General features: G+C 68.0%; 12 protein-coding genes and 1 pseudogene. 6 read left to right on the forward strand and 7 right to left on the reverse strand.

Features of this window, described 5'->3' with window-relative positions:
* Positions 1 to 36: 36 nt before the first annotated feature.
* A complete protein-coding gene (locus tag J0695_RS34155; protein WP_206968653.1) occupies positions 37 to 489 on the reverse strand; it encodes a hypothetical protein in 453 nt (150 codons plus the stop codon).
* Positions 490 to 577: 88 nt separating this feature from the next.
* The gene (locus tag J0695_RS34160; RefSeq protein ID WP_206968654.1) at positions 578 to 1,342 is read right to left on the reverse strand and encodes a hypothetical protein; all 765 of its coding nucleotides are present in this window, start codon (positions 1,340 to 1,342) and stop codon (positions 578 to 580) included.
* A 235-nt stretch (positions 1,343 to 1,577) separates the two neighbouring features.
* Here J0695_RS34160 and J0695_RS34165 point away from each other — a divergent pair, with 235 nt between their 5' ends.
* The 4 genes from J0695_RS34165 (at position 1,578) to J0695_RS34180 (ending at position 6,266) form a co-directional block, all read left to right on the forward strand.
* Positions 1,578 to 2,294, forward strand: a complete 717-nt coding sequence (locus tag J0695_RS34165) for a helix-turn-helix transcriptional regulator (RefSeq protein WP_206968655.1) — start codon at positions 1,578 to 1,580, stop codon at positions 2,292 to 2,294.
* 40 nt (positions 2,295 to 2,334) lie between these two features.
* On the forward strand, positions 2,335 to 3,759 hold the full coding sequence (locus J0695_RS34170) for a DEAD/DEAH box helicase family protein (RefSeq protein WP_206968656.1): 1,425 nt from the start codon (positions 2,335 to 2,337) through the stop codon (positions 3,757 to 3,759).
* 62 nt (positions 3,760 to 3,821) lie between these two features.
* A complete protein-coding gene (kstD, locus tag J0695_RS34175) occupies positions 3,822 to 5,606 on the forward strand; it encodes a 3-oxosteroid 1-dehydrogenase (protein ID WP_206968657.1) in 1,785 nt (594 codons plus the stop codon).
* A gap of 36 nt (positions 5,607 to 5,642) precedes the next feature.
* The gene (locus J0695_RS34180) at positions 5,643 to 6,266 is read left to right on the forward strand and encodes an RHS repeat-associated core domain-containing protein (RefSeq protein WP_242553554.1); all 624 of its coding nucleotides are present in this window, start codon (positions 5,643 to 5,645) and stop codon (positions 6,264 to 6,266) included.
* Between the two features lie 15 nt (positions 6,267 to 6,281).
* On the opposite strand, the gene J0695_RS34185 is transcribed toward J0695_RS34180, so the two are convergent.
* From J0695_RS34185 to J0695_RS34195, 3 genes are all read right to left on the reverse strand, one after another.
* Positions 6,282 to 7,162, reverse strand: a protein-coding gene (locus J0695_RS34185; RefSeq protein WP_372445868.1) for an IS5 family transposase whose coding sequence is annotated in 2 segments (ribosomal slippage) — positions 6,282 to 6,772 and positions 6,772 to 7,162 — 882 coding nt in all. Because the reading frame shifts where the segments join, the coding sequence is not laid out codon by codon here.
* Positions 7,163 to 7,179: 17 nt separating this feature from the next.
* Positions 7,180 to 8,040 carry an SDR family oxidoreductase gene (locus tag J0695_RS34190; protein ID WP_206968658.1) on the reverse strand — a complete coding sequence of 287 codons (861 nt, stop codon included), beginning with the start codon at positions 8,038 to 8,040 and terminating at the stop codon, positions 7,180 to 7,182.
* A 55-nt stretch (positions 8,041 to 8,095) separates the two neighbouring features.
* The gene (locus J0695_RS34195; RefSeq protein ID WP_307798860.1) at positions 8,096 to 8,719 is read right to left on the reverse strand and encodes a TetR/AcrR family transcriptional regulator; all 624 of its coding nucleotides are present in this window, start codon (positions 8,717 to 8,719) and stop codon (positions 8,096 to 8,098) included.
* A 209-nt stretch (positions 8,720 to 8,928) separates the two neighbouring features.
* Here J0695_RS34195 and J0695_RS34200 point away from each other — a divergent pair, with 209 nt between their 5' ends.
* Positions 8,929 to 9,177 (forward strand): hypothetical protein, encoded by a 249-nt coding sequence (locus J0695_RS34200; RefSeq protein ID WP_206968659.1) that lies wholly within the window; start codon positions 8,929 to 8,931, stop codon positions 9,175 to 9,177.
* A 470-nt stretch (positions 9,178 to 9,647) separates the two neighbouring features.
* Here J0695_RS34200 and J0695_RS34205 read toward each other — a convergent pair whose 3' ends face one another.
* Entirely contained in the window at positions 9,648 to 10,154 is a 507-nt protein-coding gene (locus J0695_RS34205; RefSeq protein WP_206968660.1) for a hypothetical protein, read from the reverse strand.
* A gap of 194 nt (positions 10,155 to 10,348) precedes the next feature.
* A complete protein-coding gene (locus J0695_RS34210; protein WP_206968661.1) occupies positions 10,349 to 11,482 on the reverse strand; it encodes a barstar family protein in 1,134 nt (377 codons plus the stop codon).
* Between the two features lie 210 nt (positions 11,483 to 11,692).
* Between J0695_RS34210 and J0695_RS34215 the strand changes: the two are divergent.
* Positions 11,693 to 12,123: pseudogene (locus J0695_RS34215) on the forward strand (hypothetical protein); the annotation flags it as partial.

Raw genomic sequence — 12,123 nt, forward strand, 5'->3', positions numbered from 1 at the left:
GCACATTCCATGGCGGGCTCACGGTGAGGCGCGCGCTCACGTCGGCGAGGAACGGCGGACCAGGCGTCCGTTGAGGACGACCTCTAGCCAGGTGTAGCAGTCACCGATCCACAGCCCTACCTCCGCCCCACACCCCGTGCAGGCCAGATTCGGTCCTTCGTGCCCGGCTGGCCCGCAGCAGCCGCCCCAGCGGCTCAGGATCTTCGTGGTACCGACCAGGTCGCCTGGGCTCAACAGCAGGTCCACCCCTGGCCCGTGCCCTGCCCGGGACATTCCGAAGCCCTTGGGGGGTGCGCCCCAGGTGATGCGTCCCGGCTGCGGATCACGGGCGAAGGTGCCTGCCACCATCCGGGGCGGGCAGGGGTCCACGGGAGAGTCGAGCGGCGTCCAGGTCTCGCCCTCCGCCGGCGGATGCACCTCGCGCACCAGCGTGGACAACTGGGCGCCGCACACGGCGCAAGAGAAGACCTCGGTATCGACAATCCGCATGTCATCTCCCTTGTCCTTCGATGCTGACGACGCTACTCCCCCGTGACTAACACACTCCGATCGCGACCGGTCCGATGACGAACAGGCGTCAGCGGTGGCGGGGCACGGTGAAGTAGTCGTCCACGGAGGCGGTGAAGACCAAGACGGTGCCGTACTGGTTGCGTGCCGCCGCCACGCCCAACGGGATCTTCGGTGCGATCGTGCAGCGCTCGTAGATCTCGTCGGGGAACAGCCTCGGGCAGGGGTCGGGCTCCTGCACGCGGTTCTGCAGCGGCATGTTCGGCCGGTCCCAGTCGATCTGGAGCTTGCCGGCATCGAGCGCTGGTCCGGGCATGAGAGTGCCGTCGGGGTACTTGCCGTGACGGTGCTGGTACTGGACCGCGTAGCGCACCGTGCCGGCCGCGTACGGCGCATCGTGGCCCTTGTCGTCCTGCGGTCCCCATGTTGCGGGGTTGGCCGCGCGGATGCGTGGGAGGACATCGGCGATGTCGCCTTGGACGCCGAAGTAGACGCTGGCCCGGATCGTGCACTCGAGGGAGTTCCGGGGGGAGTTGCTCTCGAAGATTGAGCCGGTGTAGGGCCGGGCGCAGTAGTCCTGTAAGCGGGTGAGGACGTGTACGAGTCCCTTGACCGCGGTCAGGTGCTCGATCTGGGCGCGGAGCGTCTGCTCCTCCAGCGTTCGGCGGGACTGAGTGGAAGGGGATGTGGCCTGCGCGCGCAGCTCCTTCGCCGGTGGCTCGTGCGAACAGGCAGCGGTCAGCCCCAGAAGGGCGAGAGCGAGGATCAGACTGCCAGCCCGAGTGCCCTTCCTGCGACGCCTGGTGAGACGTCTGTTCTCCGCGGTCTTCTTCATTCCCACACCCCCAGCACCCACTCTCCAGTGAGGCGGGGCCCGACGTATGAGCACGCGTACTCACCTGCCGCTCGTCAGCACGATGTGGTGCGTGCACAGGGGCTGGGCGGGTCCGCTCCCCCAACTCCGGCTCCTGGGGGTGGGTTGAGGGTTGCGTCCGCCTTAGTTATTTTCTATTATCGAATCTCATGTCAGGGTCCGTACGCGACCCCTTATCCACGACGCGGAGGACCAGATGACTGCAGCGCCGCCACCCGTCCCGACGCCGTACGTGGATGCGGCGCAGATCGTCGCAGAGTTCGGGGCCTCCCGCTCGCGGCTGAGCGAGTGGCTCCGCGACCGCGAGCGCACCGGATTCCCCGCCGTCGACCACCTCGACGGCCGCAAGCAGATCTGGGAACGCACCGCGGTCGCCGACTGGTTCGCCCAGCGCACCGCCCACCCCGCCGGCAGCGACGGCCTGCTGGGCGAGGGCCAGGACCCGGACGAGCTCCTCTCCACCGCGGAGGTGGCCAGGATCCTCAAATACAAGCGGGTCACCACGATCCACGCCTACCTCAAAGACCGCCCCGGCTACTTCCCCGAGCCCGACGTCACCGGCACGCTCCCCGCCGCCCCACCCCGGCCCGGCCGGCCGAACACGACCTGGTGGCGCCGGAGCACCATCACGAACTGGGCCGCCACCCGTCCGGGGAAAGGCAACACCGAGCCCAAGACCCGCACCGTACGTACCCCCCCGCCGACCGAAGCGCACGAGAGCCCCAACGATCTCCTCACCGCGGGCGAGGCAGCTCCCCTGCTCGGGTACAAGAACGCCGCCAGCTTCACCAGCGCCCTCGCCCAGGGCGCGCTCCCCCACCTCCTGCCGCCCGACGGCTACAAATCCGGAGCCCGCGGCGGCCCGCACCGCGCCTGGCGACGCGGGCGCATCCAAACCGCCGCCAACAACTGACCTTCCAGACGCAGTCGCGCCAGAGAGCGAGGAGTACCCCATGCCGGTGAAGGAGCTGTTCCCGCACCAGGTGGAGGCCGTTGACGCCGTGATGCGCGCCCTGCAGGCCCCCGCCGGCGGGCTCATGCCGGCCCAGGGGCTGCGTACGCAGGTCATCGCCGCGACCGGCTCGGGCAAGACCCTGATCGCCGTCGGGGCGGCGCAGAAGCTGGCCGCACGGCGGGTGCTGGTCCTGGTGCCGACCCTGGACCTGCTGCTGCAGACCGCGGCCGCCTGGCGCGAGGGCGGGCGCAGCGGGGCGATGGTGGGGGTGTGCTCGCTGCGCGCGGAGGAGTCCGACGGGATCCCGTACACGACCGGCCCCGAGGAACTGGAGAGCTGGGCGCAGGGGCTGGAGCGGGTGACGGTGTTCGCGACGTACGCCGCAGTCGGGCTCGGCATCCTCCAGCACGCGCACACCGCAGGGCTGGGGGTGTGGGACCTGATGGTCGTGGACGAGGCGCACCGCACCAGCGGGGATGCGGGGAAGCCGTGGGCGGCCGTCCACGACCAGGCCAAGATCCCGGCGACCCGGCGGCTGTACATGACCGCCACAGCCCGGATCTGGGAAGCCGCCGAAGGCAGGGGTGCTGGTCGCAGGGAGCCGCGGCTGATCGCGAGCATGGACCCCGACTCCCCGCTGTTCGGGCCCGTCGCGTTCAAGTTGAGCCTCTCCGAGTGCATCAGCAGGGGGCTGGTCGCGCCGTATCAAGTGGTGTGCGTCGACATCGCTGACCCCGAGCTCCACGTCGCGCAGCAGTACGCCGGCCCCGGATCGGACACGGTGCGCGGGGCGCGCCTGGCCGCCCTGCAGACCGGAGTACTGACCGCGGCCGCCCAAGAAGGGCTGCGAAAGGTCCTTACCTTCCACAGCCGGGTCAGCGAGGCCGAGGCCATGGCCGCCGGCGTCCCCGGCGTCGCGGAGCAGTTGTGGCAGGACGATCCGCGGCGCTTCCACCCGCCCGAGCGGGTGTGGGCCGACTGGTTGTGCGGCGAGCACTCCCCCGGCCACCGCAAGGCCGTCCTCGAGGAGTTCGCCTCCGACGTCATCGAGGACCAGGACGCCGAGGACGGACAGTGGGCGCTGCGGCCGGCCGCGCTGCGCGTGCTGAGCTCCGTGAAGGTAATCGGCGAAGGGGTCGATACCGCGAATTGTGATTCCGTCGCCTTTTGTGACGTACGCGGCGCCGATACCCGCGCGGATCCTCAACGCAGGTACCGGCGCCCTGATCCAGGCGCAGAAGCTCGACCCGGACGAGGTGTTCGCCCCGGCCCCGAGGTCTCCCTGGCCTGCGTCCAGCAGAACACCGCTGGAACCTGGAACGGGCGTTGGGTGCGGGCTGACCGAACGGCAGCTGGCCCGGACGTCCTCTCTTGGCGTCCTGTTCTCCCTTTACTTCACAAGATCCTCGCGCGACATTCCTGACGCCACATCAGCTTCGCTCCCTCACCTTGCTCGTCTTCCTCGTCGTCAGGCTGGAGTGCGCCATGACCGCAACCACGGATCCCGCGAGAGACACTCGGACGCAAGGCCCGTCCCGCCGCCAGGTTCTGGGAACCGCCGCGGGCGCCGGGCTGGCGCTGAACCTGGGAGGTGGTGTCGCGAAGGCCGCCGACCCGCCCACCCTCGGCGAGTACGATGTAGTGGTGGCCGGTGCCGGAGCCGCTGGAATGACGGCGGCGCTGACGGCGGCCAAGCGGGGCCTGTCGGTCGTGGTGATCGAGAAGGCGCCCACCTTCGGAGGCTCGGCGGCGCGCTCGGGGGCCGGGATCTGGATCCCGAACAACGCGGTCCTGCAGGCCGCAGGTGTCCCCGACACCCCTGCGAAGGCAGCGACGTACCTGGCCGCGGTGGTCGGCAGCGATGTGGCGGCGGACCGCCAGCAGGCCTTCCTCGCCAACGGCCCCCAGATGCTGTCCTTCGTGGTGGCGAACAGCCCGCTGCGTTTCCGCTGGATGGAGGGCTACAGCGACTACTACCCCGAGCTCCCCGGCGGCCTGCCGAACGGCCGCTCGATAGAGCCCGACCAGCTGGACGGCAATATCCTGGGCGCGGAACTGGCCCGCCTGAACCCCTCCTACATGACGGTCCCGTCGGGCATGGTCGTGTTCTCCGCCGACTACAAATGGCTGACGCTGTCGGCCGTCAGCGCCAAGGGCCTGGCGGTGGCGACCCAATGCCTGGCGCGCGGCACGAAGGCGGCCGCACTCGGCCAGAAGCCCCTGACCATGGGCCAGTCACTGGCGGCGGGCCTTCGGGCGGGTCTGTTGTCCGTGCAGGTCCCCGTGTGGCTGAACACCCCGCTCACGGACCTTCGGGTCGAGAACGGCACGGTGACCGGGGTCATCGTGTCCCAAGCCGGCGCGCCCGGCCTGGTCCGCGCCCGCCACGGCGTGGTGATCGGCTCGGGCGGCTTCGAGCACAATGCTGCGATGCGAGCGCAGTACCAGCGCCAGCCCATAGGCACGTCCTGGACGGTGGGCGCGAAAGAGAACACGGGGGACGGCATTGAGGCGGGCATTCGCGTCGGCGCATCCCTGGCCCTGATGGACGACGCATGGTGGGGTCCGGCAATCCCGCTCCCCGACCAGCCCTACTTCTGCTTGGCCGAACGCACGCTGCCCGGCGGACTCCTGATCAACCAGGCGGGCGCACGGTTCGTCAACGAGGCCGCCCCGTACAGCGATGTCGTACACACGATGTACGACCGTAACGGCACCGCCCTGGACATCCCGGCCTGGCTGATCTTCGACCAGCACTACCGAGACCGGTACCTCTTCAAGGACCTGGCACCGACACTGCCCTTCCCGGACACCTGGTACTCCTCGGGCACTGCCCACAAGGAATGGACCTGGGACGCCCTGGCCGCCTCGATCAGCGTCCCGCCAGCCGCCCTCCGCGCCACCCTCAACCGCTTCAACTACCAGGCGCTGAACGGCAAGGACTCCGACTTCCACCGCGGCGACAGCGCGTACGACCACTACTACACGGACCCATCCATCCTCCCCAACTCCTGCCTGGCCCCACTCTGGCTGGCCCCCTTCTACGCCCTCAAAATCGTGCCCGGCGACCTGGGTACGAAGGGTGGCATCCGCACCGACCCCCGCGCCCGCGCCCTTCGGGCGGACGGCTCGGTGATTCCCGGCTTGTACGCGGCGGGGAATGCGAGCGCGGCGGTGATGGGGCACAGCTACGCGGGGGCGGGGTCGACGATCGGACCGGCGATGACATTCGGTTACGTGGCGGCGAACGACATCGCGGACCACATCTGAGGGCGCACGCCGCTGACCCCCGCAGCGGGTGGGACATTGAGCGACTCTGTCGGGGAGGGCGATGACCGCCGTGACAACGGCCGCCATGCGAGCCAGACTTCGACCCAGCGCGGCTGGCTCGGCAGCAAACAACGCTCGTCCGAAACGGTCACCGGCGCCACCCTCATGGGCATACGGCTCTACGACCCCACAGCTGGCCGTTTCCTCTCCGTCGACCGCATCGCCGGCGGCAGTGCCAATGCCTACGACTACGCAGGCGCCAACCCGGTCACCAACACCGACCTGAACGGCACGATGATCGTCTGCGGCGGCGGTCGGACGGGAAGCCAGTGCAACCGCCACCGCGACACTCGGTGGACCTCGGAGGGGAGACACACGTACACGACGAAGTGGCACGCCTCCGACTACAGCACCATGCCCGCCCGTCTCAGGAACTTCCTCCAGACCCTCCAGGGAATGTTCATGGTCGGGATCTACGTCGACGGTGCCTGGTGGCGCTACCGCTACACGCGCTACGGACGTTGGCACAGTGGAAAGTGGCAGACGAAGAAGGGGCACATGGACCTGTACGCAGAACAGCCCAGAATCAAGTACTGGGTCGACTTCTTCGGCTACTTCACCAAGACCGGACCCTGGGACTACTTCGAGTACTACAACTAGGGCCTGTCTCCTCGATCATGAGCGTAGCCAGATGAGGAGGGCGGTGGCGGTGACCGTGCCGAGGTAGATGTATCCGCGCTTGTCGTAGCGAGTGGCGACACCTCTGAACTGTTTGATCTTGTTGATCGCTCGCTCGACGGTGTTCCGGGCCTTGTACCTGGTTGCATCGAATCCGGGTGGTCGGCCGCCGTGCGAACCCCGCCGTAATCGGGCGGACTTGGTATCGGACTTCTCCGGGATGGTGTGCCGGATGCCGCGGCGTCGGAGGTAGGTGCGGATCGGGCTGTTGCTGTATGCCCTGTCGGCGCTGACACTGTCCGGCAGTCTCCGGGGCCGGCCCAGGTCGAGGCGGGGAACACGGATCTTGTCCATGACGGCCTCGAATTGGGTGCAGTCCGCCCGCTGTCCGGGCGTGATGAGCAGTGAGAGAGGCCGGCACTTGCCGTCTGCACTCAGGTGGATCTTGGTAGTGAACCCGCCGCGCGAACGCCCGAGTGCTTCGTGCATTGAGCCGGTCTGTGCGTGCCCCTTTTTGACGCTCGCGCCGGCGGCTTGGTCGGGGCTCCGGCAGTGTGCTGGTGGGCGCGGATGGAGGTGGAGTCGATTTTGATGTTCCAGTCGATGCCGCCTCCGGCGTCGGCGACGGCCTGGGCGTGCTGGAGCAGTCGTTCCCAGGTGCCGTCGGCGGACCACAGCATGTGGCGCTTGTGGATGGTCTGCCACGGGCCGAAGCGGGCGGGCAACTGACGCCATTGGCAACCGGTGCCCAGCCGGTGGATGATCCCGTTGATCACCTGCCGGTGATCCCTCCATCGGCCGCAGCGGCCGTTGCTTGTGGGGAGCAGCGGCTTCAGCACTGTCCATTCGTTATCGGTGAGATCCCCCCTGCTGAGCACGCCGTCAGCTCCTTCGTTCAGGCCGGGTCGATGTCCGCTGCAAGCTGGTCGGCGACGGTCCGGGGTTCGCGGCCGAGGAGTTCGGCGAGCAGCGGGTCGACTCCGGCGAAGCGGCCTTCACGGGCAGCCTTAAAGGTGGTGAGCGTCATCTGGGCCATGGCTTCCGGGGTGCCGGCGGCGACCTTGTCCGCGATCCACTCCTCGTCGTCCAGCGTGACGCGCTCGACGTCGCGGCCGGTGATCTTCGAGGCCAGGGAGGCGACGTCGTCGAACGTCACGGCCTGGCGGGCGGTGAGCGTGACCGGGCCGTCGAAGGCACGGTCCCCGGCGAGGATGACCGCTGCGGCTTCGGCGGCGTCGGCGCGGTCGGTCCAGGAGACGGGCCCGTCGGCCGGGGCGGTGACGGTGCCGGTCTGCTGCCAGGGGCCCAGCAGCCAGCCCAGGCTGTGGGCGTAGAAGCCGTTGCGCAGCGCGGTCCAGGCGAGGCCGGAGTCGGCGATGAGCTGCTCGGTGGCGGCGTGGTCGCGGGCCGGATGGAAGGGGCTGTCCGCGCCGGCACCCTGGTGGCTGGTGTAGAGAATGCGGCGGGCGCCTGCTGCGACGGCGGCGTCGATGCCGACGCGGTGAAGGGCGACGGCGTCGGCGTGCGGGTCGTTGGAGGAGACGAGCAGGACCTGCTCGGCATCCTCGAAGGAGTACCGCAGCGCGGCCGGGTCCTCGTAAGAGCCCCGGCGTACGCGTACCCCGCGGTCGGCGAAGTGCTGGGCCTTGGCAGGGTCGCGGACGCTGACGCCGATCTTCTCGGGGGGCATGCGCTTGAGGAGGTGTTCGACGGTGGCGCCGTTGAGCGCGCCGGTCGCACCGGTGATGACGATCATGAGGGGTTCCTTTCGTTGCCGCCGCGCGCGTTCGACGGGTGCGGCGGGCAGGGGGTCAGTGGGTGCGCAGGAGCGGCAGGAGGACGTCGTCGACGAGGTGGACGACGAACGGTTCGTCGCATGGCTCGCCCGCAATCACGATGCGGTGCACGATCACGGCCGGGGCGACCTCGGCGAAGAGCTCAGCTGCCCTGGGGGCCAGCTGTTCTCCGTGCCGGATCGCCTTTCGCAGCGGCTCGTCGGTCATCGCGGCCTCGTCGCGGCGCAGGATGTGGCGCATCTCCTCCGCGAGCCGCGCGTCGCTGCGCATCCCGGCGAACAGGGCCCCGAGCAGGCCGATCTCCTGCTCTGTGATCTGCCGGGCCAACCAGGAGACGAGCCCGAGCAGGTTCTCCCGGAGATCGTCCGAGGCAGGTTCGGGAGGCGTGGCCTGGGCGCGGTGCTCGACGGCTGCGGCGACGAGCGCGGCCTTGTCGCGGTAACGGCGGTAGATCGTCGTCTTCGCCGACCCGGAGCGCGCCGCGACCGCCTCCATGGACAGCTGCTCGTAGCCCACCTCAGTGAGCAGCGACAGCGTCGCCTCCAGGATGGCCAGCCCGCGACTGGTGTCACGCGGCCGCCCCATCGCGGACGACCCGTCCGTGCCGTGGGCCCGCGGGTCACTCGGTGCGCTTGCCACTCCGACTCCTACTTTCGCTACGCTACGGTTGCGTATCGAAAGTAACCCGTAACGCAACCAGTCGCAATTCGAGCCGGTACGGCCGCGTGATGCTGATCGGGGAGACAGGCCCTAGCCGATCACCGGCACCCGGGGGCGAGTCGGCTCGGCTCGCCCCCCGGGCCGGGACGTCGCGCCATGGGTCCAGATCACAAGAACGGAATTTATCGATGGCCTACCTACAGATCGCGCTGGGGCTCACAGAGTTCCTCTGCGCGGGGGCCGCGTACTGGCAGATGTGCGGCCGCAGAGATCCGCTGCTCATCCCCCTAGTCGTGATCGTGATAGCAGCGGGTGTCGTTGTGCCACGGCTGTTTTCCCTCGGGCACCCCACCTGGTTCTCACTGTCGCTTCAGGCGCTCGCGGTGATCGCGCTTCTCCTGATCGCCGTGACAGCTCGCAGGCGCCACAGGACGTGAGCGTCTGCGGACGTCCCCTGGGAGCCATTTGGGAGCCGACTCACTCCCCCAAGCCCCCGCGAGACAACGCGAAACCAACCCACGCCAACGCCCTGACCTGCACAAACCGAATCCAGGCCGGTCGCGATCTTGACCGGACCCCATTCGGGACGAAGAGGTCGTGGGTTCCAAGCCCGCCACCCCGACAGCTAAACACCATGTCAGGGGCCTGATCCAATAAGTGGATCAGGCCCTTGACTCGTTCCCGGAGATCATTTGGGGAGAAATCTGGGAGAAGATCTTGGTCGGGTCTCCCAGACGGTCCTGCAGCTCGCAGCCAGCGCCCAGCAGCCGTCTCGCTGCCGAATCTGCGCGTTCGGGCCTGGCGCAATGCAGACACCATCGCCGATGCCGCGCTGCGTACTCGGGTGCTGCGCGCCTTGCGCTGACGCAGTGGCCAGTCGAGGAGTGCTGTCCGAGCGCTTGACGCCCTATGCGTCGTGCCCTTCTCCGGGTTGCACCCACCGTTTCACCACCTTGGCCGGAAGCTCTGAGGCTGGCCACACCTGAATACGGACCTTCTCGGTGGTTTCGGGACTTTCGTCAGAGTCGGCGTCGGCCTCCGTTGCCCGCGCCAGATTGCTCCGGGAAACTCGGACGCGATTCCAGCCCGGTGGGACCTCGAAGATGGCCGCGTCCGGAGCGTAATCCGTGCAGCCGAGAACCGTCAGGCGACCGAGCGACGCGCAGAGGCTGCCCTCAACGACGTGATCGAATTCCGAACTGTCATCACTCGGTTCCTGCCCCAAGACGGCGACAGCGACGGACACGTTGACGTTGACAGTCGTACCAATGCCCAGTGCGTCTCGCGCAACCGCAAGATGATCGGCAACGGACTGGTCCGTCCATGCATCGCTCAGATCACCGTCTGCGTCCGCATCGGAAATGTGTATCTGGAAGTAGTCGGCGAAGAGGGTTAGCTCTGTCGTTGTCGTCATGGCGGCACAGTGCCATGTAGCACTGACAGCCGGGGATGCAGTACAGGGCTGGAACGGGCGACACGAGCACCTGACGTGCGACCTCCGCAACGCCGCCACGAACTTGCCTTCAACTCGAGCCGCGCCCGGAAAACTGTCCGCGCGCAGGCTCACCGCCGAGTGCCCGTCGGGTCATTGCGATGTTTCTGTCCATGTCACTGGAGAACGACCGTCACGCCGAAGGATCCGAGGAGTTCCACGATCTCCTCGAAGTAACTGAGTCCCCTCTCGATGTCCCAGATGTCATCCGCCAGCGCCCGGCGAGCGACATCGGCGTCGTGCCAGATCAAAGTGAAGGGCGCATTCACACCGAAGCCGCCGTGTAGGCAGTCCTTGAAGGCGTTCCATTCCCGGCCGTAATAGCCGCCGGGGCCCGCGAGCGCCTCGGCCATGGCGCAGTACAGGCCAGGCGTGTCCGTGACGTGCGTGCCGTCGAGGTGGTGGATGCCACCCGTACGGTCCGGGCCCTGCTCGCTCATGCCGGTGGCGGCCAGGTCGAGCCACTCGGACCTGCCCTCGGCGGAAAGTGACGCCCACTGATTACGAGTGTCCGGGACACCTCTGTACCAGGTCTCCCAAATAGGGCGAGCCAATAGGGGAGGCCGGTCGTCCCCGCCGTCGGTGAACTTGATATCGAGGAGGCTGCCGCCCAGTACCGACGGCCGGGCGGTCTCGATGTGCACGTGCACGTTGTGGCGGTAGATCACCCCGCCGGTGCGGTCCAGGGCCCACAGCCCCACCCAGTCCCGGTCCCACTTGCGCGGCCGGCGCAGGACGGCGAGCAGGGGTTCGGCGGGCTCGCAGCCGACGAGTCTCAGTGGCGTGGGTGCCGGGGTACCTCGCGTCACGAACAGTCCGTCCACGGCCAGGCAGTGGCCGACCGGGCCGAGCGACCTGGTGGCCCCCGCGAACAGCTTGAACTGCGGTGTCGTCGGCAGGGTGTGCGTCCAGGCGTGCTCTTCTTCGACGCCTGCTCCGACTACGATGTCCACCAGGGCAGGATCGTCACGGTTCGGTTGATGAGTGATGACGACGCAGTCGAGCAATGACCACCACTGCAACGGCTGCTCGTCGTCCCAGACCTCGATGCATACGTCGCTCAGCAGGGCGGTCGACTCCCCGTTCGGCATCAGTGCATCGCGCAGCAGTCCCTCGGGGGCGCATCCTCGCAGTGTCAGGACCTCGCGCGGTGGCGGCGCCTTGTCCACGAACATGCCCTCGACACCCGCGCACCGCCCCCAGAACTCTTCCTGGTCCTCGTCGTCCTGTTGGACCAGCAGGTACTTCACCGGGAAGCCCCGTTCCCAAGCGACATGATCTTCGATCCGCACCCAACCCCCGAACGCCCGTACGGCCTTTCTCGCCCACGATACGGCGCCGGTTGAGGGCGGCTTCAACTGATTTTGTCCCGTGGAGCTTGGCCGATGACAGACGAACGTTGATCTACCAGCTCTGCCCCGGTGGGAAGTGCTGTTCCCGGGCGACGCATGATGCCCGTCATGGCGAGCACGGTCGAGAAGATCAAGGTCTGGTTCCGGTTCGTTCCTCGCGAGGGCTGGTTCCCCTTGCCGCTGTCGGACTCACATCCCACGCCTCGTCCGGACGCGCTACCAGGGCCCCCCGACCCCGAATGGGACCGTGCCATCCAGGCCTACCAACGGGCGTACGAGCGTGCCGACAGAGCAGAGAAGACAGGTCTGCGAGGTGCACGTCTCGAAGCACTATGGGCGACGGTCAGCACAACGCAGGATGCCTACATGCAGATGGTCCCGGACGATCCGTACCGCAACGAACAAATCGAGATGCGCGCTGTGTTTGCCGCTCTCTGCCACGTAGCGACTGCTGCCGAATCGTCTCCGTGCGCGGAGCCAGCCGCTCACATCCTCACTGGGCTGTTCTACATCTCCGCTGCGGATGCCATCCGCAGCGG

It is taken from the genome of Streptomyces beijiangensis (assembly GCF_017315755.1).
GTDB classification, from domain to species: Bacteria; Actinomycetota; Actinomycetes; order Streptomycetales; family Streptomycetaceae; genus Streptomyces; species Streptomyces beijiangensis.

Coding starts and splice junctions, on each gene's coding strand:
- J0695_RS34200 (WP_206968659.1), top strand. CDS start 8,929: ATGGCCTACCTACAGATCGCGCTGGGGCTCACAGAGTTCCTCTGCGCG.
- J0695_RS34170 (WP_206968656.1), top strand. CDS start 2,335: ATGCCGGTGAAGGAGCTGTTCCCGCACCAGGTGGAGGCCGTTGACGCC.
- J0695_RS34165 (WP_206968655.1), top strand. CDS start 1,578: ATGACTGCAGCGCCGCCACCCGTCCCGACGCCGTACGTGGATGCGGCG.
- J0695_RS34160 (WP_206968654.1), bottom strand. CDS start 1,342: ATGAAGAAGACCGCGGAGAACAGACGTCTCACCAGGCGTCGCAGGAAG.
- J0695_RS34205 (WP_206968660.1), bottom strand. CDS start 10,154: ATGACGACAACGACAGAGCTAACCCTCTTCGCCGACTACTTCCAGATA.
- J0695_RS34190 (WP_206968658.1), bottom strand. CDS start 8,040: ATGATCGTCATCACCGGTGCGACCGGCGCGCTCAACGGCGCCACCGTC.
- J0695_RS34155 (WP_206968653.1), bottom strand. CDS start 489: ATGCGGATTGTCGATACCGAGGTCTTCTCTTGCGCCGTGTGCGGCGCC.
- kstD (WP_206968657.1), top strand. CDS start 3,822: ATGACCGCAACCACGGATCCCGCGAGAGACACTCGGACGCAAGGCCCG.